Genomic DNA, 15414 nt, shown 5'->3' on the forward strand with positions numbered 1-15414 from the left:
CTCCCGGACGCAACTTGCCAATACAATCCGTGGCTATGCGGCCGAGTTCGGACTGACCGCGGCCAAAGGCGTGTCTCATATTCCGCGCCTTCTGGAACGCATCATGGCTGATGAAAACGTCCCCGCCTTGGCGCGCGATCTGTTGACGTCACTTGCGGATGAATTTGCGCAGCTGAGGGAGCGCCTGGAAGAGATAGAGGCGAGTTTGATGACCTGATACCGCAGCAACGAATGTTGTCGCCGCCTCGCGAAGATCCCCGGTGTCGGACCGATCGGTGCAGTATTGCTGGTGATGAAAGCGCCGGCACCGGAGCAGTTTGCATCCGGAAGACAGTTTGCGGCCTGGATGGGCCTGCCCCCAGGGATCACTCGACAGCTGGTAAGGTCAGGTTCGGTGTTATTACGCGAGCGGGCGATGAGGCCCTGCGCAAAACACTGGTCGTGGGCGCGACTTCGTTGCTTCGACAGATGAGAGCGGGCAGAGGCAGGACCGCCTCGCCCTGGCTTATCGATCTGCTCAAGCGCAAGCCGCCGAAACTCGCGGCCGTCGCGTTGGCCAATAAGATCGCCAGGATCGCGTGGAAAATGATGATGTCGGGCGAGGCCTGTAAAAACACTGCTGCGCGGCCAGTCGCGTGAAGAAACTGGCCCGCCACGGTGAGCAGGAGAAAGACGCTACCGTGCTGGGCTGATGCGTGAACTTGCAGGGAACCTGAAGATAGTGTGATCGATCGATCCGAGATGTGGGACACCCCGTATGTGTCAATGGCCCGATGTCGCCGCCACCTTGTTTGGAACCCACGTAGCGGAAACCATCTTGGCCGGCGTTCAAGTGCGAGCGCACCAACAGGCCGGACATATGAACGCAAGCGATCCGATCAAAATCATCAAAGAATTCTTGCAGGGAGGGGCCCGTCCACATATGGCACGCCGATGTTGTCGGGGGGCGGTTGCAACATCAAAGCCGCTTGCGTTTCGTACAATGCTTCAAGGTGCTTTTCAGGTCTAGTCTGACAGAAGGTCCAGCCCGCAAGTCGTGTGGCAGGCTGGAGAAGTTGGATGCGACTAGGACGGTCTGACCGCAAACAGCCTGTCTTCGCGCGGCAGCAGGGTGCGCAGCGCCTTCAGGCAGCGGTAGTGGTTGTTGCTGATCAGTGCCTCTGTTGCCTCGGCAATGGAGGCGCGGCTGTCCGGATCGGTAAAGACCTGGCTCAGCTCTTCGATCCGGCGCAGCATTGGCAGGCGCTCTTCTTCGGGATCGGCGTCACCGGACAGGATCAGCTGGGCAGCATAGCACACCCGGCGCACCGGCGTATTGGCTTCTTCCGGATGGATCGCATCGCGCAGCCGCAGGATGTTGGCATCGGGGGTGACAATGGACAGGCGGCTGCGGCGGTCGCCGTTTTCAATCACCGCGCCATTTACAAGGACACGCTCCTTGGGGGCAAGTTTCAGGACAAGTCCGCTCATATTCAGGAAGCTCCGCCACGGAGGCCACGCATAATGGCCGTGTTTATCTCGATTAGGGGGGCTGCTGACGCTTTGTTCCGGAGAACGGCATGACTGTGGGTCAATGAAAAATCAGCCAGCGAGAGAATATTTGCCCTAAGATCTTCTGGAAGTTGATTGTTGCCGTCAGCTACATCTACAGCAAGAACTGACCAAAGCTTGCGGTTTTCGTGCACGGCGGCTGCAAGTTCGTTGAAGCCGGGTTTGCCCTTGCGCGCAGCTGCGAGGAGACGATGGGTTATCTGGGCAAATGCCTTGTATTCAGTATCGCGTGACGTGCGCAACGGCGCAGCATTCTTGGCGTAGGCTTGCCGCGCTATGGAACTGGCGTTCACGTTGGATTCTCCAATTTTGTATTACTTCAGGCTGGTGTCAGGGGCGCATATTCTACGCCCCTGACAGGCTGTATCAGCGGAACAGCTGCTGCAGGGTCTGGGGGGCCGAATTGGCGATCGACAGAGCCTGAACGGCCAGCTGCTGCTGCGTCTGAAGGGCCTTCAGGCGGGCCGAAGCCGCTTCCATGTCCGCGTCAACCATCGAACCGATGCCGGACTTCAGCGAGTCGGTCAGCTTGGAAACGAAGTCGGACTGGGTCTCGATACGGCCGGCCGACGAACCAAAGGCTGCCGCCGCATCGGTTGCGCTCTGGATCAAGCCCTCGATGTCGGCAAGAGCCGAAACTGCCCCGGCTGCTGTCGACACATCGATGTTCGCCAAGTCTGCCAGGCCGCCGCCTGCGGTGCCATCGCTGGCGGTATCGAAGGTACCTGCCATCGCAATGGCCGCGCCAGTGGTGTTGGTGATATCGAGGCTGGCACCGTTTGCTACCACGGAGACGCCGGTAACACCGGCAGCAGTCAGGTCGGCAGTGATCCGGGTTGCCAGAGCCGTGGCGACATCAGCGTTCGTATCACCATCCCGTGCGACATAGGCGATATCACCGGATCCACCGAGGTTGGTGGTGTCGAGGCGGTAGCTTTCTCCAGCCGCCGCGCCCGCAATCGCGAAGCTGATTGTATCATTGTCGTCTGCCGTGGTGGGAGTGCTGGTGCCTCCGGTTGCCGCGACTGTGCCTGCACCCGTTGTACCAAATACCTCAGCCCCTTGCCCGAGGTCCTGCTTTTTCACATCGATGTGCGTCGCAGTGACAGAGCCATCTGCAGCACGATCAAGCGAAGACAGCACCGACATGGTTCCGGACCCAGCAGTATCGTCTATGTTGGACAACAAGTTCAGGCCATTGAACTGTGCAGCGCTGGAAATGGAGCTGATCTGATCCCGCAGGGCCTTAATGTCTTCCTGTAGCTTGTCACGGTCAACATTGTCTTCCTGCGCGGCGATGACCTTCCCTTTGATTTCAATCAGCGCGTCCGCAATGCTCTCTGCGGCGTTTCGTGCAACGGCAACAGTCGAGTCACCCAGCGACAGGCTGCTGGAGATGGCTTCGAAGCCTTTAACGTCCGATTCCATCACTTTCGAGATAGCCCAGACCGAAGAGTTGTCCTGCGCGTTCGCCACTTTCTTACCAGTGGAAATTTCGTTCTGGGTGTCAGTCAGGTTGTTGTTGACCGACTGCAGGGTCTGCAAAGCAACCATTGCGCCGTTGTTGGTCAGAATGCTGGTCATAGCTTTTTCCTTTAGCTGAGGGCGCTTTGGCCCCAATATTAATTGCCCCGGAGGGCGCTGTGTGACGTCCTTCTGACTGTGCGTTCCGCTGTCCGGCTTCCGCGCCACCCTTCATGAGGTGCAAGGCGACATTGGCGCAGAAGTTGCTAAGGGAGTGCTAATGCTGGCATTTGGTTTTCTAGAATTTTCCCCAAATTGCACTTAGGCCCGCTTCTCCAGTTTGCCGCTGCCACGGGCGCTATAACGGGCCCGCTTGCCGGCCTGGTCATAGACATCCAATCCCTTGCGGATGCGGCGGGTCTCTGCCATTCGGGCAGCAACAGTACGTATACCGTCCATGGCACTGTTCAGAAGCTGCTGGTTCCGCGACACCTTGGCCTGCACCTGCTCGAGCGTCTCACGTTCCAGCTCTGACACGGAATTCAGCTTGCCGATGACTTTCTCTTTCCTGGCCAGAAGATCTTCCAGCTTGCCGAGGTCGCCGGCCATCAGCGCCTTGCGCTCGTGGTCCAAAATCTGATCAAGTTCATCAATGAGCTGCTGAGGTTTCGGGTTACTCATCTTGGGTCTCCTTTAATGCGTGATAAAGTGATTCAGCCAAACCGATCCCTCCAGAGCGGGCGATCTGCGTTGCCTGTTCGCGGATCAGAAAACTGGAAAACTGTTCTTCTCCAGCGCCGCCGCCGAAGCCTTCGCTGGCTTCACCGAGCCCTGCGGACTTCAGCATTTCTGAAAGGAAGGAGGCTTCGAGCTCAATTGCGGCCTCGCGCAGGGGGTCGCTGACTGCAAGGCGCACCGGGGTGCCTGGGGGTATGGCCCGAAGCGGGTTTGGCAAAAGATCTGACATGTCCGGTTCTCCGGTTGAAAGTCGAATTCCATCGATTTTTCCAAGACTGCGCAGGAACCGGTTAAAATTGCCGTAACCGCTTTGGGGTAAATCTGTCCGGGTCGAGATAGAATGTCTGGAAAACGATCATGAATATGAACTCGCTTCTTGGAGTGGAAGCCGGCTCTGCCGGTAAGCCACCATCCGCCTCTCCGGATGGCGCTAAGAAATCCAACACTTCCAAAGACTTCTCAGACTTTATGTCTGCTCAATCCGGCCCTGCTGAACCGGTGGAAGAACGGCCATCAGCCGAGAGCGAATCGGCTGAGGCCGAAGTTGACCCCCGGTTGCAGGAAAGTACGGCCGAGGGTGGCAAGCAAAGCCTAAGCCCCCCCCTTGAACCGGGGCAGGATGCATCTGCACAGAACGGCCGGAACGCTTCCGATGGAAGAATTCAAGATGCACCAGCACAGGACCCTACAAAGGCAGACGCAGGACCTGCCGGTGCGGAAATAGCTTCCGGGATGCAGAATACTGGAGATACAGCCGCAGAACAGGGCGGTGCCGCGGGAGCCAATGATACTTCCCGCCACAGCGCCAGTTCCGAAACCAAAGAGGGGATTGGGACACAGGCTGCTGAGCAGTGGAGCGGACTGCCGGTTGCGGGGGATTCTGGCGCGGATACAGGTGTTAAAACCGAAGCCGCGGCACCTGGCGACGAAACCGACCAGCCAAGCGCCAAGTCCAAAGCGGACCCCAGTGCAAATTCCACTGAACAGGTTGCGGGCGTTAAAGCGGGGGAAGTGGTTCGCCAGGGCCCGGGGGGTGCAGACAACGTGCAAATTTCCGGGAAGGCCGGGCGTTCTGGAAACGCAGAGAAAACGCTGTCTTCGTTACAAGCGCCAGCACAGGCAGCCGCGCCAGGGAACGAAGCCACAGTGCTGCAGGAGGGGGAAACTGAACCCGGCTCCCGCATGGCCGATGCCAGGCTAGCCGGCGATCTGCGCCCGAATCCTGCCCGCGCATCGTCTGAGACTGCCGCTCAAGCGGCCTTGCCAGCCGTTGAAAAGGGGCAGGCGGAACGGACTCAGCCGAGCGACAGCTCTGGTCAAAGCAATATCGGAAAAGCAATCAGCGCGGCGCAATCCAAATCTTCCGAGACTGGTTCAAGTATCCATGCGGCGCTTCAATCTTTTGGCGGAAAATCTGACGGCACAGCAAAGGCGGGCCATCCGGTTTCGCAAGGAGGAAGTCCTGGCATTACAGTCAGCCAGGCTGCTGTTAATTCGCCGGGGCTGAAAAGCGACCAGAGTTCCTTTTCCGTTTTGAACGGAAATGGAATGCAGGTGAAAGCGGAGCCAGCCGCAATTTCGAGCCCTTTGGCGGACCCGTTTAGAGGCAGTGAGACCCGGACGGTTAGATTGCCTGCGGCGCCGCAAATCCTTCAGCCGGCAGCTGCTCAGCTGCAGCCTTTGCCGGCCGGCGGGATGACCGCCGGAAAAACCGCGGCAGAGCTGTTGCCTGTAACCGATGAGGCGCTGGCCGGCCCATTGGGCTTATCCAGCGAGGCACCCGGTTTGACGCAGCTCCTTACCGAAGCCTCGATCGGCACACATGGGGCGCACCGGCCCGAAGCACCGCGCATGATTGCGGCCCAGATGGCCGAGGCCTTTGCAGCCAAAGGCGAGCAGAAGGTTGAGGTGAGTTTGAACCCTCAGGAGTTGGGCAAAGTGAAAATGCGCGTGGTGGCCAGCGAAACGGGAATCACCATGATCATCCAGACGGAACGTCCGGAAACCGGAGATTTAATGCGCCGGCACATCCATGAACTGGCGGAGGAATTCCGCCGCCTGGGATATGAAGACATCTCCTTTGAATTCAGCGGTGGACAGGCCGGTGCCGGTCGCCCAGACGACGATGCAGACGGCGATTCCGGCCGGTCCGGCGAAACAGCAGAAACGCGCGGTGCTGATGCAACGGATGCCAGCGACGCAGCAACACAAAACCTCCGGCTCGGAGCAGCCGGTGTGGATATGAGGGTCTGATCACATGACAACAGCAGTTACATCGGCAGGCGCCGCCGCAGGGCAATCCAACCCGCTGACGCCATCGTCGGAAAAGGCTTCCGGCCTGACATCCGACTTTGAAACTTTCGTGAAGATGCTGACCGCGCAGGCAAAGTATCAGGATCCTCTGGAGCCGATGGATTCGACAGAATATGCGGCACAGCTCGCGCAATTCTCGATGGTCGAGCAACAGACCAAGAGCAACAACCTGCTGGAAGGGCTGCAATCACAGCTTGGCCTGGCCAATATGGCTGCACTTTCAGGCTGGGTCGGTATGGAAGCCCGGGCTGTGGCCCCCGGTTACTTTGATGGCAGCAATCAGATCACTATTTCGCCTAACCCGGCTGCTGCCGCGGATTCTGTGACGCTGGTCGTGCAGAACAAAAACGGCACCGAAGTGCAGCGCATTGCCCTGCCGGTCTCGGCTGAGCCCTATCAGTGGACCGGTCTGGATGATGACGGCACCCCAATTGAGGCGGGGGAATACGCCTTTGTGATCGAAAGCAGGAAAGGTGACGAGCTGCTGCTGCAGGAATATGCCGAAATCTATTTCAAGGTGAACGAAACCCGGATGCAGGGCGGCGAAGTGGGATTGATCACCGAAGGCGGTTCCGTGGTTCTGGCCTCGTCGGTGAACGCGCTTCGTGATCCTGACGCCTGATCCTGAGGTATGCGCAGACGGAAAAACTGTCTAAGAACAGGGCGGCATAACACCGGAGACCGCCCTGCAACCGCTTTCTGATCAGTTCGAACCCCGCTTTTTTGCGCATCTGTCGGCCTTGGGGCTGCATGTTCCTGGTCCCCGGCGGCTGGCTGGCGGGCGGTCCAATCATGTCTGGCGGGCCGGCGCGCTGGTGATCAAGCTTTATTCAGCCGAAGGCGCCAACCCGTTGTTTGCCAATGATCCGGCCCGCGAGGTTGCTGTGCTGACGGCTTTGTCCGGCACCGGTATGGTGCCGCCGCTGGTCCATACCGGTGAGTTTGAAGGCGGGAAGTGGCTGGGCTATGCGCATGTTAACGGTAGTCCCTGGCGGCAGGACACCGGCCATGTAGCGCAGCTGTTGGGGCGATTGCATGATCTGGCGCCCCCTCCGGGCCTGCCTTTTGGCGTGAATGGCAGCGCGGCGCTGGAACAGCAAACCGTTGAAATTCTGAAAAACTGCCGCGATTGCAATCAGCTGGCGGCGCTCCGCCCTCTGGGCCGGGTCCCGCCGCTGCCTCAGCTGGTGCTTATTCATGGCGACCCTGTGCCTGGCAACCTGCTGGCACATGACGGCACGCTGACGCTGATTGATTGGCAATGCCCGCAAATCGGCGACCCGGCAGAGGATCTGTCTTTGTTCCTGTCGCCTGCAATGCAGCTGATGTACCGGGGCGCGCCACTGTCCAAGGCTGAAGAAGACGCCTTTCTGCGAGCCTACCCTGATCCGCGGGTTGCAGGACGGGCATTGGCGCTGAAGCCCTGGTTCCATTGGCGCATGGCAGCCTATTGCCAGTGGCGGGCCGAAAGAGGCGGAGCGCAGGACCTGCAGGCCTTGGAACTGGAACGCGCGGCGCTTCAGTCCATCAGGCCCAGAACCGCATAGGCCGGCGGCATCAGCATCCGGCGGGCGCGGCCCAAAGGAAAACGTGACATTTTCTGCACTATGGGTGAGTAGGGCAGCGTCGGCGCGCCCCCTTGTACAAGATCACTCAGCAGCCGTCCGGCATAACTGCCCATCGCCACACCATTGCCGTGGTAGCACAATCCCGCAAACATGCCGGGGCGCTCCGGCACCGGGCCAATGAAGGGGACAAGGTTGCGCGACAGGCAAACCATGCCTGACCAGAAATGAGTGGCTTCCACATCATGCCAGGCCGGGAACATCGCCTCAAAGTCCTGCCGCAGCTTACGGCGTATCGCCGCTTCGGCCCGAGGGGAAGCCAGCAGCCCGCCGCGCATTCCGAACAGGAACCTGTTGTCCGGCATCAGCCGGAAATAGTGCAGCAGATTGCGGGTGTCATAGGCCATCTGATGCGAAAACCAGCCCTGCGCGTCAAGTTCCGCTTGGGTCAGCGGCCGGGTTACCATGACGGTGGATTGTGCGGGCATGTAACGCCCGGCGAGCCAGCCCGGCAGGTCCTCCGAGGAATACCCATTGGTCGCGATAATGACTTTGGGTGCGCTTAGAAACCCTTGGTCAGTCTCTATTACATAGCCCCTGGCTGCCTGCTGTACCGACTGCGCCGCGCTGCGTTGGTGCAACCTTGCACCGGCATTCTGCGCGGCCTTGGCAAGCCCGAACAGGTATTTGCGCGGGTTCAGCGCAAAACCTACAGGCGTTGTCAGCGCTGCATGGAAACGGCCATTCAGCCCTTTGCCGGCAAGCTGGTCGCGGGTCAGGAAATCCGGTTCTCCTCCCGCCCGGCGGAGTTTCCCGGCTTCCGCCTGCAGGCGGCGCGCCGCCTTTTCTGTGTGCGCCAACTGGGTTTCGCCATTTGAATGGGTGTCGGCATCAATATCATGGGACTGCAGCAGGCCGCGGACCAGATGCACCGCGGCCTCTTCGCCGGCGTGATATGTATCAGCCGCGGATCTGCCAAAGACCCGCCGCATCGTGCCGCCCGACAGCTTTGAACCGCCCAAACAGCAGAAGCCGCCATTGCGCCCCGACGCGCCCCAACCCGGCGCCTCTGCCTCAAGCACCGCAACGGACAAGCCGCTTTCTGCCAAATGCAGAGCGGCAGACATGCCGGTGAATCCGCCGCCGATGATCGCCACATCGGCAACGGCCTCGCCCTGCAGCACCGGCCAGTCCGGTGCTGCAATGGTCTCGTCCCACCAGCAGTTGCTGCGGGGGCCGGGGCCATAGGCGTAGCCGGAGAAGATCCGGCGCATCAGGCCCGCTCCGCAGCCTGTTCCTCGCGCTTCTGGCGGACCATCTGATGCTTGGTCACCAGCGAGGCAGTGATCACCCCCACGGTCACGATCGCGATCATGATTGTCGACAGCGCGTTGATCTCAGGGCTGACGCCCAGGCGCACGGCCGAGAAAATCTTGATCGGCAGGGTGGTTGCCGAGGGGCCGGAGGTGAAGGAGGCGATTACCAGATCATCCAGCGACAGGGTGAAGGCCAAGAGCCAGCCGGAAATCACTGCGGGCGCGATGATCGGCAGGGTCACAAGCCGGAACGCTTCCGCCGGGGAGCAGCCCAAATCCAGCGCAGCTTCCTCCAGCGACCGGTCAAAAGTCACCAAACGTGACGACACCACTACCGAGACATAGCACATCGAGAATGTGGTATGCGCCAGTACGATTGTCAGCACGCCGCGGTCCAGGCCGATCCCGATGAACAGCAAGAGCAGCGACAGGCCGGTGATGACTTCGGGCATCACCAGCGGCGCATAGATCATGCCCGAGAACAGTGTCCGCCCCATGAACCGCCCGCCGCGCACCATCACATAGGCGGCGATGGTGCCCAGCACGGTGGCCATGGTGGAAGAGAAAACCGCCACCTTGATGGTGACCCAGGCAGCGTTCAGGAACGCCTCGTTCTGAAACAGCTCGCCGTACCACTTGGTCGAGAACCCGGCCCAGACGGTGACCAGCTTGCTTTCGTTAAAGCTGAAGATGACCAGGATCACCATCGGGATGTAGAGGAATGCAAAGCCAAGGGTCAGTGATACGGCGTTAAACCAGCTTAGGCGCTTCATTGGCCTGCCTCCTGCTGTTTCTGCTGGTTGCGCTGGAACAGCACAATCGGGATCACAAGTAGCAGCAGCAGAACCACCGCCACGGCTGAGGCCACCGGCCAGTCGCGGTTGGAGAAGAATTCCTCCCACAGAACCTTGCCGATCATCAGCGTGTCCGATCCGCCCAGGAGCGAGGGAATGACGAATTCGCCCAGCACCGGGATAAAGACCAGAAAGCAGCCGGCAATAATGCCGGTCTTGGACAAGGGAATGGTCACCAGCCAGAACGCCGACAGACGCGAACATCCGAGGTCTTCGGCGGCTTCGATCAACGAGCCGTCCAACCGTTCCAGCGCCGAATAGACCGGCAGGATCATGAAGGGCAGATAAGTGTAGACGATACCGATATAGACGGCGGAGTTGGTATTGAGGATTGTCAGCGGTTCGGAGATCACCCCGGTCCACATAAGGAACTGATTGAGAAACCCTTCGTTCGACAGGATCCCCATCCAAGCATAGACGCGAATCAGAAACGACGTCCAGAACGGCAAGATCACCAGCATCATCAGGGTCGGCCGCCATTCCGCTGGTGCGCGGGCCATGGCATAGGCGATCGGATACCCCGCCAGCAGGGTGAAAAAGGTTGAGATAACCGCGATTTTCAGCGAGCTGAGATAGGCCTTCCAGTACAGGTCATCTTCGGTCAGCCAGATGAAATTTTCAAAATCCAACGCCGCGATCAGGGCGCTGAGACCGGTTTCCGGATCAAATCGCGGTACATAGGGAGGGATCGAAACCGCGTAATCCGACAGGGAGATTTTCAAGACGATGGCAAAAGGCACCAGAAACAGCGCCAGGAGCCAAGCATAAGGAATGGCGATCAGAACAAAGCGGCGCATCAGTCTGCCAGCAGAACGCCTGCCGTGGCGGTCCATGACAGCCAGACAGTGTCTTCCCAGGTAAAGGCGCGGCGGGCGATTCGGCGGGTGTTGGCGGTTTGGGCCTTGATCACCGCGCCGGTCGGCAGTTCCACATGGTAGGTGGAAATATTGCCCAGATAAGCGATGTCCAGGATGCGGCCCTGAACGGCATTGTCCGCCTGTTCGGGTTTTTCGGCGCTGATCGCGACCTTCTCCGGCCGAATTGCCAGCTGACAATTTTGCCCATCGGAAAGAGCATTGGGGGACTGCACGGTCAGCGGCCCATAGCCTTCGTGCCAGGACATCGCGTAGGTGTCGCTGCCAGTGGGCTTGGCAGTGCCTGAGATCAGGTTCACGTCGCCAATAAAATCAGCCACATAGACGGAATTCGGGGTTTCATATATCCGGTCTGGCGTGGCCACCTGGATGATCTTTCCGTGATCCATCACCGCCACGCGGGAGGCGACTGTCATGGCCTCCTCCTGGTCGTGGGTCACGATCACAAAAGTAGTGCCGGTTTTCTCTTGGATGTCCATCAGCTCGAACTGGGTTTCCTGGCGCAGCTTCTTGTCTAGCGCGCCCAGCGGTTCATCCAGCAGCAGCAGTTTCGGATGTTTCGCCAAGGACCGCGCCAGGGCAACCCGCTGCCGCTGGCCGCCGGAGATCTGATGCGGCTTGCGGCGGGCGAATTTTTCCAGCCGGGTCAGCCGCAGCATTTCCTCGACGCGGTCGTTGATGTCATGCTTGGGCATCTTTTCACGCTTCAGGCCAAAGGCGATGTTCTCCCAGACTGACAGATGCGGAAACAGAGCGTAGGACTGGAACATCATGTTCACGGCGCGTTTGTTCGGCGGCACCGGCGCAATATCCTGTCCGGCCAGAAGGATGGTGCCTTCAGACGGGGTTTCAAACCCGGCCAGCATGCGCATCAGCGTGGTCTTGCCGCAGCCCGACGGGCCCAGCAGGGCATAAAACTCTTTTTCGTAGATGCCGATGGACAAATCGTCGATGGCGGTGAACTCGCCATAACGTTTGGTGACGTTCTGAAAGTGGATCAAGGGCTTCGCCTCGGGATCATTCCAAGGTTCGAATACGGAAGCAGTCAAGCCGGGCCTCTTCTGCGAATGCTCGCACGGATGTGTGTGGGGGCGCGCGCCCGGGACCGCCCAAGCGCATTAGGATTTGCGGGGCGCCGGATGCGCCCCGCAAGTCAGGTCCGGCTGGTCAGGTGCCGGATTTGATTTTGGTCCACATGCGGGTGGCTTTGCGCTGTACTTTCGGCGGGTAGCCTTCCTTGATGTACAGGTTCTTAACGGTCTCGGCGCCGGGATAGATTGCCGGATCGCCGATCACATCCTGTTCCAGGAACTCCTGGCTCGCCTTGTTGCCGTTGGCGTAATAGACATAGTTGGATGCCGCCGCCATGTTCTGCGCATCCATAATGAAATTCAGGAACTTGTGCGCGCCTTCCGGGTTTGGCGCGTCAACCGGGATGGCCAGTTGGTCGAACCACATCAGCGCGCCTTCCTTGGGGGCGTTGAACTCAATCTCGACGCCATTGTCCGCCTCGGCCGCACGGTCACGGGCCTGTAGAATGTCGCCGGACCAGCCGAAGGCCACGCAGATATCGCCATTTGCGAGCGCATTGATGTACTCGGAGCTGTGGAACTTGGTGATGTGGGGCCGGACGCCCAATAGCACCGGCTCGGCTTTGGCCACAACGTCCGGGTCCGCGCTGTTGGGATCTTCACCGATGTACTGCAAGGCCGCCGGGATCATTTCGTCCGGTGCGTCCAGGAAATGCACGCCACAGCGGGCCAATTTAGCCATGTTCTCCGGGTTGAAAACCAGTTCCAGCGAGTCGATCGGGGCATCTTCTCCCAGCACTTCCTTGACCTTGCTGACATTCACGCCGATGCCGGTGGTACCCCACATGTAGTTGACTGAATAGGCGTTCCCGGGATCATAACGGGCGGTCCGCTCCTGGATCGCATCCCACAGGTTTCCCGAATTGGGCAGCTTGGAGAAGTCTAGCTGCTGGAAAGCGCCTGCCTGGATCTGGCGCGCCAAGAAGGAGCCGGTGGGTACCACAACATCGTAGCCTGAGCCGCCCGCCAGCATCTTGGTTTCCAGAACCTCGTTACTGTCAAAGACGTCGTAGATCAGGTCGATGCCGGTTTCCTGTTCGAACTTTTCCAGCAGGCTCTCATCAATGTAGTCCGACCAATTGTAGACGCGCACCTCTTCCGCGGATGCGGCAGCGGCCGTGCCAAGGGCAACGACGGCGGTCATGGTCATCGTTTTCAGTGTCATGAATTTCTCCCTGTGCGTGCCGGCTTCCGGGTCCGGCTGTGAAAGGATTTGATCAAGTTTTGCTGCGTTCGGCAATACTCTTTATGTTTTCACTTGGCTCAGGATGGTGCAAGCTGGCCGAAATTGAAGAGGAAAACACCAGGTGGCAGAGACGAATTCACCATCCGCTGCAGTACAGGAAAGTCCGGCAAAACTGCCCGCGCATGAGATCGTTTATCAGACCCTCAGGTCGCAGATTCTGTTCGGCGAACTGGTGCCTGGCCAGGCGGTGACAATTCAGGGCCTGGTGGAGACGCTGGGGGCCGGCATGACACCGGTCCGCGAGGCGATCCGGCGGCTGATCTCGGACGGCGCGCTGATGTTTCAGGGCAACCGCCGCGTTTCAGTGCCCCTGCTGGGGCCGGAGGATTTGGAAGAGCTTATTTTTGCCAGAAAAACAATAGAATGTGAGCTTGCACGGCGGGCAACCATGCGTATCGGCGCGACCCACATAGAGGAACTGGAGGTGATCGACAACGCCTTGGACAAGGCCATCACAACCGGCGATGTGGCCGGTTACCTGGTGCAGAACTACAGCTTCCACACCGCCCTTTATTCCCATGCGGATGCCCCGATCCTCAGCGACATTGCCGACCGGTTGTGGCTGCGCTTCGGTCCGTCGCTGCGGGTGGTGAGCGGGCGGCTTGGAACTCAGAGCTTTCCGGACCGGCACAAAGATATCCTGGAGGCGCTGCGGCGGCAGGACCCGGAAATGGCCGCTTTGGCGATGGATCGGGACGTCTGCCAAGGGATGGAGCATGTGGTCGACGGTCTGAAAGGTGCCTACTGATTCGATTGACACTTCCGAATTTGATCATATTCTGGGGCAAATCAGTCTTTCTCAGGAGCGACTCCCATGACCGTGATCACTAACCACATGCCGACGGCCGAGCTGCAGGCGCTGGACGCAGCCCATCACATGCACCCGTTCACCGCCAATGGCGAGCTGTCGCAGAAGGGGGCGCGCATCATCACCCGCGCCAACGGCGTGCATCTGACCGACAGCGAGGGGAACCGGATTCTTGACGCGATGGCCGGCCTGTGGTGCGTCAACATCGGCTATGGCCGGGATGAGCTGGCCGAGGTGGCCGCACGCCAGATGCGCGAGCTGCCGTACTACAACACCTTTTTCCAGACCACGCACGTTCCGGCCATCGCTCTGGCCGCCAAGATTGCCGAGCTGGCACCGGGCGATCTGAACAATGTGTTTTTTGCCGGTTCCGGCTCCGAGGCCAATGACACCAACATCCGCATGGTGCGCCATTACTGGGCGCTGAAAGGCAAGCCCGGCAAATCTGTCATCATCAGCCGGAAAAACGCCTATCACGGCTCCTCGGTTGGCAGCGGCTCCTTGGGCGGGATGAGCGGAATGCACGCCCAGGGCGGATTGCCGATCCCGGACGTCCACCACATCAACCAGCCGCATTGGTGGGCCGAAGGCGGCGACATGCCGCCGGAGGAATTCGGTCTCCAGCGTGCGCGCGAGTTGGAAGAGGCAATCCTGGACTTGGGCGAAGACCGCGTTGCCGCCTTTATTGCGGAGCCGGTGCAGGGGGCGGGCGGGGTGATTGTGCCGCCGGACAGCTACTGGCCGGAAATCCAGCGTATTTGCGACAAGTATGAAATCCTGCTGATTGCTGATGAAGTCATCTGCGGGTTCGGGCGCACCGGCAACTGGTTTGGCAGCGAGACCCTGAACATCCGTCCTGACATCATGACCATCGCCAAGGGGCTCAGCTCGGGCTATGCGCCAATCGGCGGCTCGATTGTCAGCGACGAGGTCGCTTCGGTGATTGCCGGGGATGAATTCAACCACGGCTACACCTATTCCGGCCATCCGGTGGCGGCGGCTGTGGCGCTGGAGAACCTGCGCATCATGGAGGAGGAGAACATTCTCGGCCATGTGCGCGATGTCGCCGCGCCATACCTGAAAGAAAAATGGGAAGCGCTGGCGGATCATCCGCTGGTGGGAGAGGCCCGGATCGCCGGCATGATGGGATCTATTGCACTGACCCCGAACAAGGAGACCCGCGCGGTCTTTGCCGCAGAGGCGGGCACGGTCGGCTATATCTGCCGTGAGCGTTGCTTTGCCAACAACCTGGTGATGCGTCATGTCGGGGACCGGATGATCATTTCGCCGCCGCTTGTGATCACTCCTGCTGAAATCGACGTGATGATCGAACGTGCCTCCAAATCCTTGGATGAGTGTTATGCCGAGCTGAAGAAGCAAGACTTGTTGCACAGCGTCTGATTCTTCTCCCGGGCAGCGCAACAGTGCTGTCCTCGTCAGCGTTTCATCCCGGCCCGGCAACATTGTTGCCGGGCTGTTTTTTTCGGTAAGGAGGATAAAAAGGTCGTTTTCAGGATGGCGCCTTGCAAGGCGCGTCGCATGACGTCCGTGTTGCGTCGCAAAAAGTCCGATGCCGCCTGCCGGAACGGGTCT

The 15414-nt window shown here is 59.6% G+C and carries 15 protein-coding genes and 1 pseudogene; 6 read left to right on the plus strand and 10 right to left on the minus strand.

Annotated elements, in window-relative coordinates:
- Positions 1-639 (plus strand): annotated as a pseudogene (locus tag AC0KW6_RS15145) (IS110 family RNA-guided transposase); the annotation flags it as partial.
- A gap of 426 nt (positions 640-1065) precedes the next feature.
- Here AC0KW6_RS15145 and flbT read toward each other — a convergent pair.
- From flbT to AC0KW6_RS15170, 5 genes are all read right to left on the minus strand, one after another.
- Complete coding sequence (flbT, locus tag AC0KW6_RS15150) at positions 1066-1470, minus strand: flagellar biosynthesis repressor FlbT (protein WP_323776063.1); 405 nt, start codon at positions 1468-1470, stop codon at positions 1066-1068.
- Between the two features lie 2 nt (positions 1471-1472).
- The gene (gene flaF / locus AC0KW6_RS15155) at positions 1473-1844 is read right to left on the minus strand and encodes a flagellar biosynthesis regulator FlaF (RefSeq protein ID WP_323776062.1); all 372 of its coding nucleotides are present in this window, start codon (positions 1842-1844) and stop codon (positions 1473-1475) included.
- Between the two features lie 73 nt (positions 1845-1917).
- Positions 1918-3135, minus strand: coding sequence for a flagellin (locus tag AC0KW6_RS15160; RefSeq protein ID WP_323776061.1), 1218 nt, complete (start codon positions 3133-3135; stop codon positions 1918-1920).
- A gap of 201 nt (positions 3136-3336) precedes the next feature.
- Positions 3337-3696, minus strand: a complete 360-nt coding sequence (locus AC0KW6_RS15165) for a flagellar biosynthesis protein FlgN (RefSeq protein WP_474035321.1) — start codon at positions 3694-3696, stop codon at positions 3337-3339.
- The gene (locus AC0KW6_RS15170) at positions 3689-3982 is read right to left on the minus strand and encodes a rod-binding protein (protein WP_474035322.1); all 294 of its coding nucleotides are present in this window, start codon (positions 3980-3982) and stop codon (positions 3689-3691) included. Before AC0KW6_RS15170 ends, AC0KW6_RS15165 begins: the two co-directional genes overlap by 8 nt.
- Positions 3983-4110: 128 nt before the next feature.
- Here AC0KW6_RS15170 and fliK point away from each other — a divergent pair, with 128 nt between their 5' ends.
- From fliK to AC0KW6_RS15185, 3 genes are all read left to right on the plus strand, one after another.
- On the plus strand, positions 4111-6006 hold the full coding sequence (gene fliK / locus AC0KW6_RS15175) for a flagellar hook-length control protein FliK (RefSeq protein ID WP_474035323.1): 1896 nt from the start codon (positions 4111-4113) through the stop codon (positions 6004-6006).
- Between the two features lie 4 nt (positions 6007-6010).
- Positions 6011-6688, plus strand: a complete 678-nt coding sequence (locus AC0KW6_RS15180; protein WP_323776057.1) for a flagellar hook capping FlgD N-terminal domain-containing protein — start codon at positions 6011-6013, stop codon at positions 6686-6688.
- Between the two features lie 109 nt (positions 6689-6797).
- Complete coding sequence (locus AC0KW6_RS15185; protein ID WP_474035353.1) at positions 6798-7613, plus strand: phosphotransferase; 816 nt, start codon at positions 6798-6800, stop codon at positions 7611-7613.
- Here the strand turns inward: AC0KW6_RS15185 and AC0KW6_RS15190 are convergent.
- The 5 genes from AC0KW6_RS15190 to AC0KW6_RS15210 all read right to left on the minus strand — a co-directional run bounded on the left by AC0KW6_RS15190 (position 7586) and on the right by AC0KW6_RS15210 (position 12932).
- The gene (locus tag AC0KW6_RS15190) at positions 7586-8905 is read right to left on the minus strand and encodes an NAD(P)/FAD-dependent oxidoreductase (protein WP_474035324.1); all 1320 of its coding nucleotides are present in this window, start codon (positions 8903-8905) and stop codon (positions 7586-7588) included. The two genes, AC0KW6_RS15185 and AC0KW6_RS15190, sit on opposite strands and share 28 nt — an antisense overlap.
- Positions 8905-9720 (minus strand): ABC transporter permease, encoded by an 816-nt coding sequence (locus tag AC0KW6_RS15195; protein WP_024092279.1) that lies wholly within the window; start codon positions 9718-9720, stop codon positions 8905-8907. Before AC0KW6_RS15195 ends, AC0KW6_RS15190 begins: the two co-directional genes overlap by 1 nt.
- Complete coding sequence (locus AC0KW6_RS15200; RefSeq protein WP_323776055.1) at positions 9717-10598, minus strand: ABC transporter permease subunit; 882 nt, start codon at positions 10596-10598, stop codon at positions 9717-9719. The genes AC0KW6_RS15195 and AC0KW6_RS15200 overlap by 4 nt, the downstream gene beginning before the upstream one ends.
- Positions 10598-11725 (minus strand): ABC transporter ATP-binding protein, encoded by a 1128-nt coding sequence (locus AC0KW6_RS15205; protein WP_323776054.1) that lies wholly within the window; start codon positions 11723-11725, stop codon positions 10598-10600. Before AC0KW6_RS15205 ends, AC0KW6_RS15200 begins: the two co-directional genes overlap by 1 nt.
- Before the next feature lie 118 nt (positions 11726-11843).
- Positions 11844-12932 carry a polyamine ABC transporter substrate-binding protein gene (locus AC0KW6_RS15210; RefSeq protein ID WP_323776053.1) on the minus strand — a complete coding sequence of 363 codons (1089 nt, stop codon included), beginning with the start codon at positions 12930-12932 and terminating at the stop codon, positions 11844-11846.
- A 142-nt stretch (positions 12933-13074) separates the two neighbouring features.
- On the opposite strand from AC0KW6_RS15210, the gene AC0KW6_RS15215 reads away from it, so the two are divergent.
- Positions 13075-13761, plus strand: coding sequence for a GntR family transcriptional regulator (locus tag AC0KW6_RS15215; protein ID WP_323776052.1), 687 nt, complete (start codon positions 13075-13077; stop codon positions 13759-13761).
- A gap of 66 nt (positions 13762-13827) precedes the next feature.
- A complete protein-coding gene (locus AC0KW6_RS15220) occupies positions 13828-15222 on the plus strand; it encodes an aspartate aminotransferase family protein (RefSeq protein WP_323776051.1) in 1395 nt (464 codons plus the stop codon).
- Positions 15223-15414: the final 192 nt, after the last annotated feature.

The organism is Leisingera sp. SA215, from assembly GCF_055902035.1.

Bases quoted from the DNA above. Each gene is read 5' to 3' on its own strand.
- AC0KW6_RS15210 (WP_323776053.1), bottom strand. From the start codon at position 12,932: ATGACACTGAAAACGATGACCATGACCGCCGTCGTTGCCCTTGGCACG.
- AC0KW6_RS15165 (WP_474035321.1), bottom strand. From the start codon at position 3,696: ATGAGTAACCCGAAACCTCAGCAGCTCATTGATGAACTTGATCAGATT.
- AC0KW6_RS15195 (WP_024092279.1), bottom strand. From the start codon at position 9,720: ATGAAGCGCCTAAGCTGGTTTAACGCCGTATCACTGACCCTTGGCTTT.
- AC0KW6_RS15170 (WP_474035322.1), bottom strand. From the start codon at position 3,982: ATGTCAGATCTTTTGCCAAACCCGCTTCGGGCCATACCCCCAGGCACC.
- flbT (WP_323776063.1), bottom strand. From the start codon at position 1,470: ATGAGCGGACTTGTCCTGAAACTTGCCCCCAAGGAGCGTGTCCTTGTA.
- fliK (WP_474035323.1), top strand. From the start codon at position 4,111: ATGAATATGAACTCGCTTCTTGGAGTGGAAGCCGGCTCTGCCGGTAAG.
- AC0KW6_RS15190 (WP_474035324.1), bottom strand. From the start codon at position 8,905: ATGCGCCGGATCTTCTCCGGCTACGCCTATGGCCCCGGCCCCCGCAGC.
- AC0KW6_RS15200 (WP_323776055.1), bottom strand. From the start codon at position 10,598: ATGCGCCGCTTTGTTCTGATCGCCATTCCTTATGCTTGGCTCCTGGCG.
- AC0KW6_RS15180 (WP_323776057.1), top strand. From the start codon at position 6,011: ATGACAACAGCAGTTACATCGGCAGGCGCCGCCGCAGGGCAATCCAAC.
- AC0KW6_RS15220 (WP_323776051.1), top strand. From the start codon at position 13,828: ATGACCGTGATCACTAACCACATGCCGACGGCCGAGCTGCAGGCGCTG.
- AC0KW6_RS15160 (WP_323776061.1), bottom strand. From the start codon at position 3,135: ATGACCAGCATTCTGACCAACAACGGCGCAATGGTTGCTTTGCAGACC.